Genomic DNA, 19,375 nt, shown 5'->3' on the forward strand with positions numbered 1-19,375 from the left:
CATATTACATAGTGGGAGTTGCAGTAATAGGAGAAAGGGTTGATGACAACTTGTTGCTTGATTCACTAATTAACAAAGCAGCCCAAGGAAATTCAAGCACTGTGGCAGTTGCTGCTGCTGAAGATATAGAAGTTATTGAAGCTGTAATAGCTGCATTGGACCAAAATCTCGCCAAATTTATACTGTTTGGGGACGAAGAGAAAATCAATTCTATTATTGAATCAAAAAAGCAAAATATAAGCAGTGATTGTTTAAAAATTATCCACGCTCATTCGAATGCTGAAGCGGCAGAATTAGCTGTGAAGGCAGTTTTTAATAAAGAAGCGAGTGTCTTGATGAAAGGGAACATTTCAACCAATACTTTCTTAAAAGCTGTTTTGAATAAGGAGTATGGACTTAGAACTGGAAATGTTTTATCACATATTTCGGTATTTGAGATCCTTGGCTTCAATCGTTTTACGATTATAACTGACGCTGCCATGAATATTGCTCCCGATTTAGAACAAAAAGCACAAATTATAAGAAATGCGGTTTCCCTTGCGAGGTCAATCGGCATAGAAATACCTAAAGTGGCTCCCATTGCTGCAGTGGAAGTGGTTAATCCAGCTATGCAAGCTACGTTAGATGCAGCGGCATTAACTGTAATGAATAAGCGTGGACAAATCTTAGACTGTATTGTAGATGGACCGTTAGGCTTAGATAATGCCATATCAACTCTAGCTGCTGAACACAAAGGGATTCATAGTGAAGTGGCAGGAAATGCAGATATTTTATTAGTACCAACCATTGAAGTAGGCAATGCATTATATAAATCATTAATATATTTCGCAAATGCAAAAGTTGGGGCGGTAATTGCTGGGGCAAAAGCACCAATTGTGTTAACATCCAGGGCTGATACGGCTGAAAGTAAGCTTTATTCTCTTGCACTAGCGTTATGTTGTACAACAAAATAGATATTCACTATTCGAGGAGGAATTACCCATGGAAATTTTCAAGTACTTAGAACAATACGATTATGAACAAGTGGTATTTTGTCAGGATAAACAATCTGGATTAAAAGCAATTATTGCGATTCATGATACAACACTAGGCCCTGCGTTGGGTGGAACTCGTATGTGGACGTATGCCTCTGAAGAAGCAGCAATTGAGGATGCACTACGCCTTGCAAAAGGAATGACTTATAAGAATGCTGCGGCAGGATTAAATCTTGGCGGCGGTAAAACCGTAATCATCGGTGATCCGAGAAAAGATAAGAATGAAGCAATGTTCCGTGCCTTTGGCCGTTATATCCAAGGACTAAACGGTAGATATATTACAGCAGAAGATGTAGGAACAACGGTTGCAGATATGGATTTAATTCATGAAGAGACAGATTTCGTAACCGGGATTTCTCCAGCCTTTGGTTCTTCAGGAAATCCTTCCCCTGTAACTGCTTTCGGAGTTTACCGCGGAATGAAGGCGGCTGCGAAAGAAGCCTTTGGAACTGATTCACTTGAAGGAAAAGTTGTGGCAATTCAGGGTGTTGGAAATGTAGCCTATACGCTATGCGAATATTTGCATGAAGAAGGAGCTCAACTCATTGTAACTGACATTAATAAAGAGGCTGTAAACCGCGCGGTAGAAGCATTTGGTGCACTTGCGGTAGATCCTGATGAAATTTATGGTGTTGAATGTGATATCTATGCTCCATGTGCTCTTGGTGCAACAATCAATGATGAAACGATTCCGCAGCTAAAGGCAAAGGTTATTGCCGGTTCAGCTAACAATCAATTAAAAGACACTCGTCACGGTGATATCATCCACGAAATGGGAATTGTTTATGCACCAGATTATGTAATTAATGCGGGTGGAGTAATCAATGTTGCGGATGAACTCTATGGTTACAACCAAGAACGGGCAATGAAAAAAGTGGAACAACTTTATGGAACAATTGAAAAAATAATCGAAATTTCAAAACGTGATGGCATTCCAACATACGTCGCAGCAGACCGGATGGCAGAAGAAAGAATTGCAAGAATACGTAATTCACGTAGCCAATTCCTCCAAAATGGCCACCATATTCTTAGTCATAGAATATCAAGATAAGATAGGAACTTTTTTTCAAAAATAGACCTGCAGAGCGCTGAATGGGAATTCAGCGTCTTTGCTTTCATAAAGCGAATTTCCTAAATGGAGGTCAATGCGTTGCAAGATAATGAATATCGAATTCTCGTCATCAACCCTGGCTCGACATCCACTAAGATTGGAGTCTTTGATAATGATATTTCGATCTTTGAAAAGACAATCCGCCATGAGGCAGAAATAATTAATACTTTTACAAATATTATTGATCAATATGATTTTAGAAAAACCGTCATTTTGGAAATACTGGATCATGAAGGAATAAATATATCCAAACTCTCGGCTGTATGTGGACGCGGGGGGTTGCTCCGACCAATTGAAGGTGGGACCTATCCGGTTAATGGTGCGATGTTAAAGGATTTGCGGTCGGGTTTTGCCGGACAGCACGCTTCTAATTTAGGCGGAATCATTGCCTTCGAAATCGCATCTAGATTAAATATTCCCTCTTTTATCGTTGATCCAGTTGTAGTGGATGAGCTTGAACCACTTGCAAGAATTTCAGGATTTTCCTTAATTGAAAGGAAAAGTATCTTTCACGCCCTGAATCAAAAAGCAGTCGCAAGAAGGGTAGCAGAGGAATTAGGAAAGAAATACACCGACTTAAATTTAATTGTGACCCATATGGGTGGTGGGATTACTGTTGGTGTCCATCAGCATGGTAAAGTCATTGATGTTAATAACGGTCTTCATGGAGATGGGCCTTTTAGTCCTGAACGGGCTGGAACCGTCCCGGTAGGGGATTTAGTAGCACTTTGCTATTCTGGTGAATATTACCGGGAAGAAATAATGAAGATGCTAGTTGGTCAGGGTGGTCTTGTTGGTTATCTTGGAACCAATGATGCGGTAAAGGTAGAACAAAGAATAGCAGCTGGTGATGATGTGGCAAAGCTTGTGTATGAGGCAATGGCCTATCAAGTCGCAAAGGAAATCGGGGCTGCAAGTGCGGTATTATCAGGAAAAGTAGATGCAATTATTCTAACTGGCGGCCTTGCCTACGGGAAAGGATTCGTGAAATCAATCACCGAAAGAATAAATTGGATTGCAGACGTTATCGTTCAGCCGGGTGAAAACGAACTACAAGCGTTAGCTGAAGGCGCACTTCGAGTTTTACGTGGTGATGAAGAGGAGAAGGTTTATCCCGGGAAATTTAAAATAGCGAAAATTTAAGGTATATGGGGAGGAAAAAAAGTGGCAGAAGAATATGATTTAGTCATTCTTGGCGGGGGAACAGGTGGTTATGTAGCGGCTATTAGGGCCTCCCAGCTGGGATTAAAAACTGCAATTGTCGAAAAAGGAAAACTTGGCGGTACATGTCTGCATAAAGGATGTATTCCAAGTAAAGCGCTCCTTAGAAGTGCAGAGGTCTATTCTACAACCAAACATAGTAAAGATTTTGGAGTTATCACCAGTGATGTATCGGTTGATTTTCGTCTAGTACAGGATCGGAAAAATAAGATAATTGAACAGCTTCACAAAGGTGTCCAGCATTTAATGAAGCAAGGAAAAATCGATGTCTACGAAGGATTAGGCAGAATCCTGGGACCATCAATTTTTTCTCCTATGCCGGGTACAATCTCTGTTGAAATGAATAATGGGGAAGAAAACGAAATGCTCCTTCCGAAAAATGTAATTGTTGCGACAGGTTCCAGACCGAGGACACTTCCAGGGCTTGAAATTGATGGCGAATATGTAATGTCTTCTGATGAAGCCTTGCAACTTGACTCACTCCCTAGTTCCATTATTATTGTCGGCGGGGGCGTAATTGGGATTGAATGGGCATCTATGCTTTCTGACTTCGGGGTGGAAGTAACGGTTATTGAATATGCTGACCGTATAATTCCAACGGAAGATAAAGAAATCTCGAAAGAAATGCAGCGCTTGATGAAGAAAAAAGGAATTAAGCTTGTGACAAGTGCAAAAGTGCTTCCAGAAACGATTGTAAAGGACAATGGGGTTGGAATTTCTGCAGAAGTGAAGGGTGCTTTGAAGGAGTTTAAAGCAGAAAAACTTCTTGTTTCGGTTGGACGTCAAGCAAATGTAGAAGGAATTGGGCTTGAGAATACAGAAATACAAGTAGTGAAGGGGTTTATTGAAACAAATGAATTTTTCCAAACCAAAGAATCACATATTTACGCAATTGGTGATGTGATTGGTGGATTGCAACTTGCCCATGTTGCTTCACATGAAGGTATTGTAGCGGTTGAACATATCGCCGGGAAAGATCCTTCTCCGTTTGACTATCATTTGGTTTCTAGATGCATCTACAGTAACCCCGAAGTTTCAAGCGTCGGGATTACAGAAGATCAAGCACTTGAAAAAGGGCATCAAGTGAAAATTGGTAAGTTCTCTTTCCGTGCAATTGGAAAGGCGCTTGTTTTTGGAGAATCTGATGGATTTGTAAAAATTGTTGCTGATGAACAGACCAATGATATTCTAGGGGTACATATGATTGGTCCGCATGTAACAGATATGATTACAGAAGCAGGGCTTGCGATGGTATTAGATGCGACACCATGGGAAATTGCGCATACAATTCATCCGCACCCGACATTGTCAGAGGCAATTGGTGAGGCTGCACTTGCTGTGGATGGGAAAGCTATCCATTCTTAAATAATTTTTTTATGCGAACAAAAGGAGGTAAGAAATAAATGACAGAAAAGCGTCATGATGATTTAGGATTAAGCGACGGAAAAGTATTGGAAATGTATGAAACAATGCTTTTAGCCCGCCGAATTGATGAACGGATGTGGTTATTAAATCGTGCTGGTAAAATACCATTCGTTATTTCTTGTCAAGGTCAGGAAGCGGCACAAGTAGGAGCAGCATTTGCGCTTGATCGTGAGAAAGATTATGTTCTTCCATATTATCGTGATATGGGTGTCGTGTTGACTTTTGGGATGACTCCAAGGGAACTGATGCTTTCAGGATTTGCAAAAGCAGAAGACCCCAATTCAGGCAGTCGTCAAATGCCCGGGCATTTTGGTCAAAAGAAAAATCGAATTGTAACTGGTTCTTCACCAGTTACAACTCAAGTTCCCCATGCTGTCGGAATTGCCCTTGCTGGGAAGATGGAAAGAAAAGATCTTGTTACTTTTGTTACATTTGGTGAGGGGTCCTCTAACCAAGGTGATTTCCATGAAGGTGCAAACTTTGCAGGTGTCCATAAACTTCCGGTAATCTTCATGTGTGAAAATAATAAGTACGCCATTTCAGTGCCTATTGAAAAACAATTAGCGTGTGAAAAGGTATCTGACCGGGCAATCGGATATGGTATGCCAGGCTTCACTGTTAATGGGAACGACCCATTAGAAGTTTATAAAGTAGTGAAAGAGGCAGCGGAACGTGGCCGTCGAGGAGAAGGACCATCATTGATAGAAACCATTTCCTACCGTCTGACACCACACTCTTCTGACGATGACGACCGTTCCTACCGTGCTCCAGATGAGGTTGCAAAAGCAAAGACACAGGATCCGATCATAACTTTTGGTGCCTACTTAAAGGAAACGGGCGTTATGGATGACGGGTTGGAAAAGGAAATCAATGACCGTGTAATGAAGCTCGTAAACGAGGCCACTGACTATGCAGAGAACGCTCCATATTCTGCACCTGAAGACGCGCTGAAATATGTTTATGCGGACATGTAAGGGGGATGAAACATGGCGATAATTTCATATATTGATTCAATCACAATGGCTATGCGAGAAGAAATGGAACGAGATCCAAGGGTGTTTGTTCTTGGCGAAGATGTGGGCCTAAAAGGCGGTGTTTTTAAGGCGACGCAAGGATTGTACGAACAATTTGGAGAAGAGCGGGTGATTGATACTCCGCTTGCCGAATCAGCGATTGCGGGGGTAGGAATCGGTGCAGCGATGTATGGGATGCGACCGATTGCTGAAATGCAATTTGCCGACTTTATCATGCCGGCTATAAATCAAATTATCTCGGAAGCAGCAAAAATCCGCTATCGTTCCAATAACGACTGGAGTTGTCCTATGGTTATTCGCGCTCCTTACGGCGGCGGTGTCCATGGTGCACTCTACCATTCACAATCTGTTGAAGCTATATTTGCTAATCAGCCCGGATTGAAAATTGTAATGCCATCCACGCCATATGATGCGAAAGGACTGTTAAAAGCAGCCGTTCGTGACAATGACCCGGTATTATTTTTCGAACATAAACGTGCCTACCGATTAATTAAAGGTGAGGTTCCGACGGAGGATTACACTGTTCCAATCGGAAAGGCGGATGTTAAGCGAGAAGGCGATGATATTACCGTTATTACTTATGGTCTATGTATTCATTTTGCCCTTCAAGCGGCTGAAAAATTAGCGAAGGATGGAATTTCTGCGCATATTCTTGATTTGCGAACGGTCTATCCCCTTGATAAAGAAGCGATTATTGAGGCTGCTTCAAAAACTGGAAAAGTCCTACTTGTTACAGAGGATACAAAAGAAGGCAGCATTATTAGCGAAGTCGCTGCGATAATCGCTGAAAATTGCTTATTTGAGTTAGATGCACCAATTATGCGCTTAGCCGGGCCAGATGTACCAGCAATGCCATATTCTCCAACAATGGAAAAATTCTTTATGGTCAATCCGGATAAAGTTGAAAAAGCTATGCGCGAGCTGGCTGAGTACTAGGAAAAGGAGGGTGAAAAAGTGGTAATTGAACAAATCAAAATGCCTCAGTTAGGGGAAAGTGTCACCGAAGGTACGATTAGTAAATGGCTCGTATCGGTTGGTGATAAAGTAAACAAATACGACCCACTTGCAGAGGTAATGACAGATAAGGTGAATGCGGAAGTCCCATCCTCCTTTACGGGTGTAATTAAGGAGCTAATTGCAGAGGAAGGCGAAACCTTAGCAGTTGGTGAAATAGTTTGCACGATTGAAATGGAAGGTGGAACAGCCCAAGATGCACCTGCAGCAATAACAAGTGATGCCCTTTCAACAAATTGTACAGAAAATGCAGAACCGGTAGACCAAGGAAACAAGGCTCGATACTCACCTGCTGTTCTAAAAATTTCTCAAGAACATGGCATTGATTTAACAAAGGTGTCAGGCACCGGGGCTGGTGGACGGATTACCAGAAAAGATCTCTTGAAATTAATTGAATCAGGAACTATTCCGGTTGCAGGACAAATTGTAGAGGCTGCTATAGAACCAGTTGTTGTGCAGGCCCCAAAACAAGAAGCGGTCCAACCGGTTTCTACTTCAACAACCCCTGCACCTGCAGTTAATATCCCGGTTGCAGTTGGTGATATTGAAATCCCTGTGACAGGCATCCGCAAAGCGATTGCTGCGAATATGCTGCGGAGTAAACACGAAGCACCCCACGCCTGGACAATGATTGAAGTCGATGCTACTAATTTGGTGGAATATCGTAACTCTCTAAAAGACGATTTTAAGAAAAAGGAAGGCTTTAATTTAACTTTCTTTGCTTTCTTTGTTAAAGCCGTTGCACAAGCATTAAAGGAATACCCTCAAATCAATTCGATGTGGGCAGGAGATAAAATCATCCAAAAGAAGGATATCAATATTTCGATTGCGGTGGCAACAGATGATGCTCTTTATGTTCCTGTGATTAAACAAGCAGATGAAAAAACAATCAAGGGGATCGCTCGTGAAATCTCTGAACTTGCCGGGAAAGTGAGAACTGGTAAGCTAAAATCAGATGATATGCAAGGCGGAACCTTTACTGTAAACAACACAGGTTCTTTTGGATCAGTCCAATCAATGGGAATTATTAATTACCCTCAGGCAGCTATATTGCAAGTGGAGTCCATTGTTAAACGTCCAGTTGTCATGAATAATGGAATGATTGCTGTGCGAGACATCGTGAATTTATGTATGTCACTAGATCACAGAGTATTAGATGGGCTGGTTTGCGGCCGATTCCTGCAACGTGTGAAGGAAATCTTAGAAAATACTTCAAAATCAACTACTTCGATTTATTAACACATCACAACCGCTTCCAAACTTGGCAGCGGTTGTTTGTTTTTGATTGCTAGAATTGTATTTGTACCATAAAATAGTATTTAGTAGAATTATTCGAATTTTGTTTTAATTAGCACGAGAAAGGGGGATGAACAGTTTGGAAACAATTAAAAATCAGTCCTTTCCTTCATGTACCACACTTGAATGGAAAGCAAAAGCCGAACAATCATTAAAGGGAAAAACGGTTGAAACCTTACAAACTACTACATATGAAAACATTATTTTGAAACCGCTTTATACAGAGCAAGATGAGAGGCTAGTACCTGATTATCCGGGTGGTTCAGATTTTAGAAGAGGGATCTATCCGTTAGGTTACTTGACGAATGACTGGGTGGTCGCCCAACAGCTATCCTATGAAACGATGGAAGAGTTGCAGCAAAAACTCAATCAATCGTTTGATAAAGGCCAAACAGCAATCTCATTTAATGTCTCAAACAATTTGTTAATTACGGAAACAAATCTAGCAAAAGTGTTAGCTGAATCCTATCGCAAATACCCATTTTCTATTAACGCAAAAGGCCGGCAAATTTCTTTTCTAGCTGAATTAGAAAGAATAGTTGAACAAGATGGGGACTTTGACAAAGTCAATGGATATATTGGAGCTGACCCGGTTGCCGTGTTTGCTGTAGAAGGGTGTATTTCTGAGGAATTTATGAATGATTGGGTTAAGAACATTGTCCGTTCAATTGAGAAGTTTCCTAACTTGCGTACCATTCTAATTGATACTACTCCTTATCATCGTGGCGGGGCAAGCGCCGATCAAGAACTTGGTATCGCAATGGCCGAGGGATTATTTTACCTAGAGAACATTCAGGATGCGGGACTGGAACTCGATGAAATTTTTGAAAAAATGATTTTTCAATTCTCAATTGGCGGAAACTTTTTCATGGAGATCGCAAAATTACGTGCGGCACGAATCCTTTGGAATCGTATTAGCAATGTATACGGAGCTGCTGATGATAAGAGCAAGATGCATATTGCCGCTGAAACCTCATCATTCACCAAAACAATCAATGACCCGCATGTAAACCTTCTGCGTGCCGGTAATGAAGCTTTTGCGGCTGTGGTTGGGGGCATACAATACTTACATGTGAGTCCATTCGATGAGCTCACTGGGGCCACTTCAGTTTCGGAAAGAATTGCTAGAAATATTCAACTTCTTTTGAAGGAAGAAGCACATCTCAAAAAAGTCATTGACCCTGCAGGGGGTTCTTGGTATGTGGAAGAACTAACCAATAATTTGGCCGAAAAAGCATGGGCATTTTTTCAAGCAATTGAAGCCAATGGCGGCATTCTAGAAGTTTTAAAATCTAGTTGGCTGCAGCAAGAAATTGCTAAAGTTTATCAAAAAAAGAATCATGATGTTCAAACAAGAAAGAAAAGCATGGTTGGAACGAATGTCTACGCGAATCTGGATGAAATAATTACATATCAAAAAACACAAGCAAAAACTTCATATTTTACTCAAAAGAATTATTCATTTGTAAAAGTGGAGGCCATTCCGGACCTAAGATTGTCGATACCATTTGAAGAGTTGAGAAGTAAGGCTTCTTATCTCGAAGGGAAATTTGGCTCAAAGCCGACTGTAGGGATGATTTGTCTGGGTGGTTTAAAGCAGCATAAAGCAAGACTGGATTTTATGAAGGGGTTTCTTGCAGCAGGTGGTTTGAAAGCAGCCGAAAGTAAACCTATTTTGTCTATAGATCATGCCAGACAATTCGTTTTAGAACATCCAACGAAGTACTATTGCTTTTGTGGAACGGATGACCAGTACGAAATCATCGGATATGAGATTCTAACGGCGCTAAAAACTGAATTCCCTGAGCTGACTTTTTACTTAGCCGGCCTTCCAGAAAAAGAAAAACAAGAGCAATGGATAAAGGCAGGTATTAAAGAATTTATCCATATAAAAAACAATTGCTACGAAACGCTTACAGCAATCCTTAACGAGTTGGAGGTGAGTAAGGTTGAAGAAACAAACGCCTGATTTTCAAAATATCGCTTTATTTGATGAACAAAGATTTATGACCAAAGAAGAGTGGCAGCAAAAAGTACAGCAAGAAATAAATACTAACATTACAGATTTATTGTCCGAGACTAATGAACAAATCAAGTTAAAACCGCTTTATACAAAAGAAGATCGTGAAGAACTTGAGCATATCGGTAATCTTCCGGGGCTGCCTCCTTATACGAGAGGTCCTTATCCAACAATGTATGTGAACCGTCCGTGGACCGTTAGACAATATGCAGGCTTTTCGACGGCAGAGGAAAGCAATGCCTTTTATCGAAGAAATCTAGCGATGGGGCAAAAGGGATTATCGGTTGCCTTTGATTTAGCCACCCATCGTGGCTATGACTCCGATCATCCGCGTGTGGTTGGTGATGTCGGTAAAGCAGGGGTGGCCATTGATTCGATCCTTGATATGAAGACGTTGTTTGAGGGGATACCATTGGATCAAATGTCCGTTTCGATGACCATGAACGGGGCGGTTCTGCCAATTCTGGCTTTTTTCATCGTCACAGCTGAGGAACAAGGGGTAAGTAAGGAGAAACTCGCCGGTACGATTCAAAATGATATTTTAAAAGAATATATGGTCCGAAATACTTATATTTATCCTCCAGAAATGTCGATGAAAATAATAGCGGATATTTTTGAGTATACATCCAAATACATGCCAAAGTTTAATAGTATTAGTATTTCCGGTTATCACATGCAAGAGGCGGGAGCACCAGCAGATTTAGAACTGGCTTACACGCTTGCGGATGGCTTGGAATACGTACGGACGGGACTTATGGCTGGAATTGAAATCGACTCATTTGCGCCAAGATTGTCCTTTTTCTGGGCAATTGGGATGAATTACTTCATGGAAGTAGCAAAAATGCGTGCCGCTCGCTTAATCTGGGCAAAAATGATGAAATTTTTTCATCCAGCCAATGAAAAATCATTAGCGTTACGGACTCATTCGCAAACATCCGGTTGGAGTTTGACAGAGCAAGATCCGTTTAATAATGTCACCCGTACTTTGATAGAGGCACATGCTGCCGCGATGGGACATACTCAATCCCTGCATACAAACGCCTTGGATGAAGCCATTGCATTACCAACAGACTTTTCGGCACGGATTGCCCGGAACACGCAACTGTTTTTACAAGAGGAAACGGGGATTACCAATGTCATTGATCCGTGGGCAGGCTCATACTACGTTGAAAAGTTAACGGATGAATTGGTAAATAGAGCCTGGACACATATCGAAGAAATTGAAAGTCTCGGTGGGATGGCTAAGGCAATTGAAACCGGACTGCCAAAGATGAGAATTGAAGAAGCAGCTGCGAGAAGACAAGCACAAATTGATTCCGGGAAGGAAACGATTATCGGAGTGAATCGGTATCGATTAGAAAAGGAAGAAGCAATTGATATCTTAGATATTGATAATACAGCTGTACGGTTAAAACAAATTGAAAAATTAAATGCATTAAAAGCAGACCGAGATGACCAGAAAGTAAATGAAACGCTAACTGCATTAACGATAGCTGCAGAAACCGGTGAGCAGAACTTATTAGAATTGGCTGTCCAAGCAGCAAGAGCGAGAGCGACACTAGGAGAAATTTCCGATGCAATTGAACAGGTTGCGAGTCGACATAAAGCCGTGATTCGTTCGATTAGCGGCGTGTATAGTACCGCATTTAGCAACGAAGAAGAAATTGTTGAAGTGAAAAAAATGACTGATGAATTTCTGGAAAATGAAGGCAGAAGACCAAGAATACTGATTGCAAAAATGGGTCAGGATGGCCATGACCGCGGTGCCAAAGTAATTGCGACGGCTTTTGCTGACCTTGGGTTTGATGTGGATATTGGACCATTATTTCAAACACCTGAAGAAACTGCTTTGCAGGCGGTTGAAAATGATGTACATGTTATCGGCATCAGTTCGCTTGCGGCTGGACATAAAACACTTCTACCGCAATTAGTAGAGGAATTAAAAAGACTGGATCGAGAGGATATTTTAGTTGTCATTGGCGGCGTTATCCCCGCACAGGATTACCAATTTTTATTTGACCATGGTGCATCTGCCATCTTTGGACCGGGTACGATTATTCCAGTAGCGGCTCAGAAGGTAGTCAAGGAAATTTATAGCAAACTAGGCTATGAGGAAGTGGACCAATAATGGCCACTGATCACAAGCCGGAATGGAGCGACCCGAATAAACCAGATAAATGCTCCAGTGTTGTCCGAAAAGGTCTAGAGCATGATGACCAGAGCGCTTCTATTCAAAAAAATGTACGCTTTCAAAAACGTAGAACACTCGAACCAACTGTCGATGACCTCTATGATGGGGTGTTAAAGGGTGATAGGAGTCTATTAGCAAGGGCGATTACACTAGTAGAAAGTAATGCTGAACATCATTTTCAAAAAGCTCAGCAGCTTTTGCAGAAACTCTTGCCTAAGAGCGGTAATGCCATCCGAATTGGAATCACAGGTGTACCAGGTGCAGGGAAAAGTACATTTATCGAGACTTTTGGGATGTACCTATGCAGTTTAGGACATCGGGTAGCCGTATTAGCGATTGACCCAAGCTCTAGCCTTAGCGGCGGCAGTATCCTAGGTGACAAAACAAGGATGGAACAATTGTCAAGGAACCCAAGGGCCTTTATCCGCCCTTCACCTACAGCAGGAAAACTGGGCGGAGTTCATCGGAAAACGAGAGAAGCCATGTTAATTTGTGAGGCGGCTGGTTTTGATGTCATCTTAATCGAAACCGTCGGTGTGGGGCAAAGTGAAGTAATTATCAGAGATATGGTAGATTTCTTCATGCTGCTGGTCCTTACGGGTGCAGGGGATGAATTGCAGGGGATGAAAAAGGGGATTATCGAACTTGCGGATGCCATCCTTGTTCATAAGGCAGATGGAGCAAACAAACAGGCAGCAGAACAAACTAGAAAAGAGTATAACCGAATTCTTCACTTTCTCCATCCTGCAACTAAGGGCTGGGCAACAAAAGCCTATACCTGTTCATCTTTAACAAAAGAGGGGATAAGCGATGTTTGGAATGTGATTCAATCCTTTGAAGAAAACGGAAAAAAATCAGGGGTTCTAGACGAAAGAAGAAAGACTCAGGCTAAAGAATGGCTATATGCGATGATTACCGATCAGCTGCAATTTTATTTTTTTCATAACAATGGGGTAAAAAATGCGCTTCCAACCATAGAAAAAGAAGTAATTGCTGGTGAAAAAACGGTGGCTACTGCAGTAGATACTTTATTTACAATCTTTTTAGGATAGAGATAGGAACATGCCATTAAATTCTTCAATAGCAAATAAGATATTACATTTGGAAAAAACACATTTTAACTGTTATGATATAGTTATCTAGATTTTAAGGAGTGAATTTAATGAGCATGGATTTTAACTTTTTTATGAATGATGTTGTAAATCAGGCACGTCAAGAGATCGTGTCTGCCGGATATAAAGAGTTGAAAACACCTGGTGATGTTGAGGAAGCACTAGAGCAAAAAGGGACAACGTTGGTAATGATTAATTCTGTATGTGGTTGTGCCGGTGGCGTTGCACGTCCTGCAGCGGCCCATGCCCTTCATTATGATAAGCGTCCGGATCACCTTGTCACGGTTTTTGCTGGGCAGGATAAAGAGGCAACGGAAAAGGCAAGAAGTTATTTTACAGGATTTCCTCCATCTTCTCCTTCCTTTGCGTTATTGAAAGACGGAGAGATTATCACAATGGTCGAAAGACATCAAATTGAAGGCTATGACCCTGCAGCAGTGGTTGCGAAGCTCCAAAAAGAATTTGATGAATATTGTGAAGAAGTTTAAGTTAATAAGAAACCTGGCAAAAGGGCAACCTCTATAATGGAGGTTAGCCCTTTTTATTGTGTGCCAGGCATGGCAACTACCTAGGTGGTGAAAGTCCACTGTGGGGGTACACATCGACCAACCACTAAGGAAGCGCAAGGTACTTACCGTGAGGTAAGGGCTGAAGGAAGCGTGGAATAAAATCTTGGCTCGACGAACAGAAATCTGATACTAAGGCTTTATAAAGGGATGAGACTCCAATACAAGTCAAAGTCCAAAAGATGTGCGTAACTTTATAGAGTAAATCAGGCGAGTAAAAGAGGAAAGATAGTTGTCTTACCCTGGGAGGTCTTGCGGATGTACGGAAGTACAGTCGAAAAAGGTTAGCCGCAAGAAGTCAGCAGAAGCCATAGTAGTGAATTTAGTTCATGAAGGGCTGAACAATTTATAGTGTTTCAACACCACGAATGCGTAAGTGACGGACTCCGAATGTATTAATGGTGAAAGTATGAGCGTATCTCAAAGGCTAACCAAAATGGAGCTATTACTTACTACGTGAGAGGGAAGGAGAAACGAGTGTGGAACTTTTAGAACAGATTCTAAGTAATCATAATATGAACGAAGCCTACCTGCGTGTCTATAAAAATAAAGGTGCGAGCGGGGTCGATGGAGTAACAGTCGAAGAACTAAAGCAATATCTGAGAGAGAATAAGGATGAGCTACGTCAGCGCATCAGAACAAGAAAATACCAACCACAAGCTGCCTTAAGAGTGGAAATCCCAAAAGAAAATGGCAAGATGCGCAAGTTGGGAATACCAACAGTAGTGGATAGAGTAGTTCAACAAGCCATTCATCAAGTTCTCAGTCCGATATTTGAAAAGCAATTCAGCGAATTCAGTTACGGCTTTAGACCAAAAAGAAGCTGTGAGATGGCTATTATAAAAAGCTTGGAATTTCTGAACGATGGGCACGATTGGGTGGTAGACATTGACCTCGAAAGATTCTTCGATACAGTCCATCACGATAAACTCATGCGAATTATTGCCAACACAATAGATGATGGTAATGTCATCTCGTTAATCAGAAAATACTTAGTCAGTGGAGTCATGGTGAAAGGGAAATATGAAGAAACACCAGTCGGGACTCCGCAAGGAGGAAACCTTAGTCCGTTATTGAGTAACATTATGTTAAACGAACTCGATAAGGAACTAGAGAAAAGAGGACTACGATTCGTGAGATACGCTGACGACGCTCTTATCTTTGTAAAGAGTGAGACAGCAGCAAACAGAGTGATGAAATCAATCGTGAGATTTATAGAAGAAAAACTAGGATTAATAGTCAATGTGGAGAAGAGCAAAATCTCTCGCCCAAAAGAGTTAAAATTCTTAGGCTTTGGATATTATTACGATACAAAAAACAAGAGGTATCAAGTAAAACCCCATCCCATGTCAATACAGAAATTCCAAAGGAAGCTTCGAAAATTAACAAAGCGAAACTGGAGTGTTCCGCTAGACTTCCGAATTTTAAAACTGAAACAAGTCATACTTGGGTGGGTCAATTACTTTAGAATCTCAAATATGAAAAAAGCGTTGACTGAGATAGATAAGAAGCTTCGCTCCAGAATTAGAGTTATCATCTGGAAGCAATGGAAGGTATCGAAGAAACAAATCAAATCGCTTGTTCAATTAGGGATTCCTGAGGAAGAGGCGAAAGGATTAACTTTCTGTCGAAGAGGTTACCGATTCATCGGATTATCGAAAGTCGTTCAAAGAGCAATTTCGAACAAAAGACTAAAGCAGAGGGGACTTCCCTCCGCTTTAGAACATTATCTAAAAGTACACACTGTAATATAAATTGAACCGCCGTATACGGAACCGTACGTACGGTGGTGTGAGAGGGGCGAAAATAATTAATTATTTTCCCTCTACTCGATTGGAAAAAATTACTGCAAAAAAACATGAATGAATTTTTAAAAATATATTTGCATAATTATTAGTATGTGTTAAAATTCATTATGTTGAATAATTATTAGTAGAAATAACTATTAATCTTGTTAAAGGGCATGTAAATCAAGACTTTAAAGCAAATATTAATAATTATAATTTTCTGAAAGAACTATAGGAGGAAAGTAAAATGAAAAAGGGACTTATTTTATTTTTAACAATGATTTTGGCTGTAGGAGTTTTAGCGGCATGTGGTTCTAGTGATAAAGCGAACAAAAAAAGTGGAGATAAAAAGGTATTAGTGATGGCAACATCTGCCGACTACCCACCATTCGAATATGTTGATACAAAGAAAAGTGATGAAATTATCGGATTTGATGTGGATTTGGCAAAAGCAATCGCTTCAAAACTTGGATATAAGGTTCAAGTAAAGGATATGGATTTTGGCGGATTGGTACAATCGCTTAAATCAGGACAGGCAGACTTTGTATTAGCAGGAATGACACCAACTGAAAAAAGAAAGAAAAACGTTGATTTTAGTGATATTTATTATAGTGCTCAGCACATGATTGTTTCTAAAAAGGACAGCGGAATTGAAAAGGTTGAGGATTTAAAAGGGAAAACAGTTGGAGTTCAGCTAGGTTCTATTCAAGAAGGAAAAGCACAGGAAATTAATAAGCAAATTCCTATTAAAATTGAAAATCGTAACCGTATCCCAGACCTTATTCAAGAAATTAAATCAGGACGTTTTGATGCAGCTATTATTGAAGATACAGTAGCAAAGGGTTATTTTGAAAAAGAAAAGGAATTCAAAGGATTTACTCTTAGTGATAATCCAGAAGAAGCAGGTTCAGCCATCGCATTCCCTAAGAACAGTGATTTAACCGAAAAGTTCAACAATGAATTAAAGAACATGAAAGAAAACGGTGAATTACAAAAATTGATTGTTAAATGGTTTGGTGGGGAAAAGTAATGCAACATTACCTAGAGACGTTCACTCTGAACGTCTCTAAGATTTTTATTCTTATTCTTATAGAGAGGACGGATGATGAATGAACTTAGACTTTACTCAATTCATTCCCTCCATGCCATATATTTTAAAAGGTATTTTAGTTACCCTTCAGATTGTTATCTTAGCGGGGATATTGGGGTTTGTATTAGGGATTATCTTATCTTTATTTAAAATTAGTTCGATTAAAATTCTAAACTGGCTTGCTGACTTGTATACTTCGATTTTCCGGGGTACACCGCTTGTTTTACAGTTAATGCTGATTTATTATGGATCACCGCAGATTATTGGTTATCAAATCGAGCCATATACAGCTGCGATTTTATCATTTGCTCTTAATTCAGGGGCCTATATATCAGAGATTATCCGAGCAGGAATTCTTGCCGTTGATAAGGGACAGCAGGAAGCAGCAATGGCGTTAGGTGTTCCATACGGAAAAATGATGTGGGACATCATTCTTCCTCAGGCCCTGAAGAATATACTACCAGCCTTAATGAATGAATTTATCACACTGACAAAGGAATCAGCGATTGTTACAACAATCGGTGTTATGGATATTATGCGCCGTTCCTACCAGGTAGGGGCAGAAAATTACTCCTTTTTCGAACCGCTTTTAATTGCCGGATTAATTTATTACCTAATGGTTATCACGTTAACTTTCTTAGGAAAAGCGCTTGAGAGGAGAATGAGACGCAGTGATTAAGGTAGAGGATTTGCACAAAAATTATGGAAAGCTTGAAGTATTAAAAGGAATCTCGACTAACATAAAAGCAGGGGAAGTTGTCGCCATAATTGGACCTTCAGGCTCTGGAAAGTCGACCTTTCTACGCTGCATGAACGTTCTCGAGAACGCAACTAGCGGTAGAATCTGGGTAGGAGATCATGAGCTGACCGATAAAAAAACAAATATCATGAAGGTCCGCCAAAATGTAGGGATGGTCTTTCAACACTTTCATTTATTCCCTCATAAAACAGTCCTACAAAACCTTACCTATGCACCAATGAAGGTAAAAGGATTGTCTAAGGACCAGGCGGAGAAGATTGCCTATGAACTGTTAGAACAAGTGGGTCTGACGGAAAAAGCAGGTGAATATCCAACAAGGTTATCCGGAGGGCAAAAGCAACGGGTGGCGATTGCACGTGCCCTAGCGATGCAGCCCGAAGTGATGCTTTTTGATGAACCCACTTCCGCGCTAGACCCTGAAATGGTAAAAGAGGTGTTGGAGGTTATGAAATCACTTGCCCATACCGGAATGACCATGGCAATTGTAACGCATGAAATGGGGTTTGCTAGAGAGGTTGCAGACAGGGTCTTGTTCTTAGATGGTGGAGTGCTAGTAGAAGATGCCCCTCCAGAAGAATTTTTTACTAAGCCAAAGAGCCAGCGGGCACAAGATTTCTTGCAAAAAATGCTTTAATAAGGATATGCTAAAGATGGTCTTATCGATCATCTTTTTATTTTTTTCATTTTGGGGAGATTAATATGAAATTTCGCATCGGATACAGGACGATTAAAACAGCTGTTGGAACCGCCATTTCTATTTTAATTGCTCAGAAGCTTGGACTGGCTAATTTTGCTTCTGCAGGAATATTAACCATTTTATGTATTCAGGTTACGAAGCGAAGATCACTTAGAACAGCTTGGGATCGATTTTTAGCCTGTGTATTAGCGATGCCTTTTTCGGCTTTTTTTTTTGAAGGTATCTCCTACCACCCAATTGTTATCGGGGTTATGTTGTTTTTCTTTATACCAACACTCGTGATGATGAAGGCGATGGATGGAATTGTAACAAGCAGTGTTATTATTTTACATATCTACTTAGCAGAGAAAATAACTATGGCTATGTTTTATAATGAACTTGGAGTTATCACTATAGGTATAGGTGTGGCACTACTCATTAATCTTTATATGCCGAGCGTCGATAAAAAACTTAAAGACTACCAAAGTGAAATAGAGGCTAATTTTAAGATCATTTTCTGTGAAATGGTTCGTTATTTACGGACTGGAGCCAGTGATTGGGATGGAAAAGAGATTACAGTTAGTGCTCGTTTACTTGAAGAAGCGATAACACTTGCCCTTCAGGATGTCGAAAATCACCTTTTACGTGATGAGAATATTTATTTTCATTACTTTAATATGAGAGAAAAGCAGTTTGAAATTATTGAACGTGTTTTACCAATTATGACCTCAATTACTCATACAGTTAAGCAAGGGCATATGGTAGCGGAGTTTTTGGAAGAACTCTCTGAAAATATTCATCCAGGAAATACAGCTCATATTTATCTTAAAAAATTAAGAGAAATGAAAAAGGAATTTGTGGAAATGGATCTCCCGAAGACTAGAGAAGAATTTGAAACGCGGGCAGCTCTACTTCAACTAGTAAATGAAATGAACGAATATCTGATTATAAAAAGTTCATTTAAAGGTGTAAAAACTTTTTCAAAAGTGAATGAACAGAAAAAGATTGAAGCAAACTAGGGAAAAAAAGGCAGGTGGC

At 40.5% G+C, this 19,375-nt stretch carries 16 protein-coding genes; all 16 read left to right on the forward strand.

Annotation, left to right across the window (positions count from 1 at the left end; all coding sequences use genetic code 11):
• Positions 1–50: 50 nt before the first annotated feature.
• The 16 genes from yqiS (at position 51) to RCG22_RS23145 (ending at position 19,356) form a co-directional block, all read left to right on the forward strand.
• Positions 51–953 carry a phosphate butyryltransferase gene (gene yqiS / locus RCG22_RS23070; protein ID WP_308107229.1) on the forward strand — a complete coding sequence of 301 codons (903 nt, stop codon included), beginning with the start codon at positions 51–53 and terminating at the stop codon, positions 951–953.
• Positions 954–981: 28 nt separating this feature from the next.
• Positions 982–2,085, forward strand: coding sequence for a branched-chain amino acid dehydrogenase (bcd, locus tag RCG22_RS23075; protein ID WP_066257451.1), 1,104 nt, complete (start codon positions 982–984; stop codon positions 2,083–2,085).
• Between the two features lie 84 nt (positions 2,086–2,169).
• Positions 2,170–3,288, forward strand: a complete 1,119-nt coding sequence (buk, locus tag RCG22_RS23080; RefSeq protein WP_374049403.1) for a butyrate kinase — start codon at positions 2,170–2,172, stop codon at positions 3,286–3,288.
• 21 nt (positions 3,289–3,309) lie between these two features.
• Positions 3,310–4,731 carry a dihydrolipoyl dehydrogenase gene (gene lpdA / locus RCG22_RS23085; protein WP_308104866.1) on the forward strand — a complete coding sequence of 474 codons (1,422 nt, stop codon included), beginning with the start codon at positions 3,310–3,312 and terminating at the stop codon, positions 4,729–4,731.
• A gap of 38 nt (positions 4,732–4,769) precedes the next feature.
• On the forward strand, positions 4,770–5,765 hold the full coding sequence (locus tag RCG22_RS23090) for a thiamine pyrophosphate-dependent dehydrogenase E1 component subunit alpha (protein ID WP_308104867.1): 996 nt from the start codon (positions 4,770–4,772) through the stop codon (positions 5,763–5,765).
• Positions 5,766–5,777: 12 nt separating this feature from the next.
• The gene (locus RCG22_RS23095) at positions 5,778–6,761 is read left to right on the forward strand and encodes an alpha-ketoacid dehydrogenase subunit beta (RefSeq protein ID WP_098261735.1); all 984 of its coding nucleotides are present in this window, start codon (positions 5,778–5,780) and stop codon (positions 6,759–6,761) included.
• A gap of 18 nt (positions 6,762–6,779) precedes the next feature.
• Positions 6,780–8,078 carry a dihydrolipoamide acetyltransferase family protein gene (locus RCG22_RS23100; protein WP_308104868.1) on the forward strand — a complete coding sequence of 433 codons (1,299 nt, stop codon included), beginning with the start codon at positions 6,780–6,782 and terminating at the stop codon, positions 8,076–8,078.
• A 127-nt stretch (positions 8,079–8,205) separates the two neighbouring features.
• Positions 8,206–10,104 (forward strand): methylmalonyl-CoA mutase family protein, encoded by a 1,899-nt coding sequence (locus RCG22_RS23105; protein ID WP_308104870.1) that lies wholly within the window; start codon positions 8,206–8,208, stop codon positions 10,102–10,104.
• Positions 10,105–10,141: 37 nt separating this feature from the next.
• Positions 10,142–12,283, forward strand: coding sequence for a methylmalonyl-CoA mutase (gene scpA / locus RCG22_RS23110; protein WP_308107230.1), 2,142 nt, complete (start codon positions 10,142–10,144; stop codon positions 12,281–12,283).
• Positions 12,283–13,398 carry a methylmalonyl Co-A mutase-associated GTPase MeaB gene (meaB, locus tag RCG22_RS23115; protein WP_308104871.1) on the forward strand — a complete coding sequence of 372 codons (1,116 nt, stop codon included), beginning with the start codon at positions 12,283–12,285 and terminating at the stop codon, positions 13,396–13,398. The genes scpA and meaB overlap by 1 nt, the downstream gene beginning before the upstream one ends.
• A 110-nt stretch (positions 13,399–13,508) precedes the next feature.
• On the forward strand, positions 13,509–13,946 hold the full coding sequence (locus RCG22_RS23120) for a BrxA/BrxB family bacilliredoxin (protein ID WP_098261730.1): 438 nt from the start codon (positions 13,509–13,511) through the stop codon (positions 13,944–13,946).
• Between the two features lie 557 nt (positions 13,947–14,503).
• Entirely contained in the window at positions 14,504–15,778 is a 1,275-nt protein-coding gene (gene ltrA / locus RCG22_RS23125; RefSeq protein WP_308104873.1) for a group II intron reverse transcriptase/maturase, read from the forward strand.
• 280 nt (positions 15,779–16,058) lie between these two features.
• Complete coding sequence (locus RCG22_RS23130; protein ID WP_308104874.1) at positions 16,059–16,841, forward strand: transporter substrate-binding domain-containing protein; 783 nt, start codon at positions 16,059–16,061, stop codon at positions 16,839–16,841.
• A 79-nt stretch (positions 16,842–16,920) separates the two neighbouring features.
• Positions 16,921–17,580 (forward strand): amino acid ABC transporter permease, encoded by a 660-nt coding sequence (locus tag RCG22_RS23135; RefSeq protein ID WP_066257431.1) that lies wholly within the window; start codon positions 16,921–16,923, stop codon positions 17,578–17,580.
• Positions 17,573–18,295 carry an amino acid ABC transporter ATP-binding protein gene (locus RCG22_RS23140; RefSeq protein ID WP_098261728.1) on the forward strand — a complete coding sequence of 241 codons (723 nt, stop codon included), beginning with the start codon at positions 17,573–17,575 and terminating at the stop codon, positions 18,293–18,295. Before RCG22_RS23135 ends, RCG22_RS23140 begins: the two co-directional genes overlap by 8 nt.
• Before the next feature lie 65 nt (positions 18,296–18,360).
• On the forward strand, positions 18,361–19,356 hold the full coding sequence (locus RCG22_RS23145) for an aromatic acid exporter family protein (protein ID WP_308104876.1): 996 nt from the start codon (positions 18,361–18,363) through the stop codon (positions 19,354–19,356).
• The last annotated feature ends 19 nt before the right edge of the window (positions 19,357–19,375 follow it).

It is taken from the genome of Neobacillus nitrireducens (assembly GCF_030915405.1).
GTDB lineage: Bacteria > Bacillota > Bacilli > Bacillales > Cytobacillaceae > Neobacillus.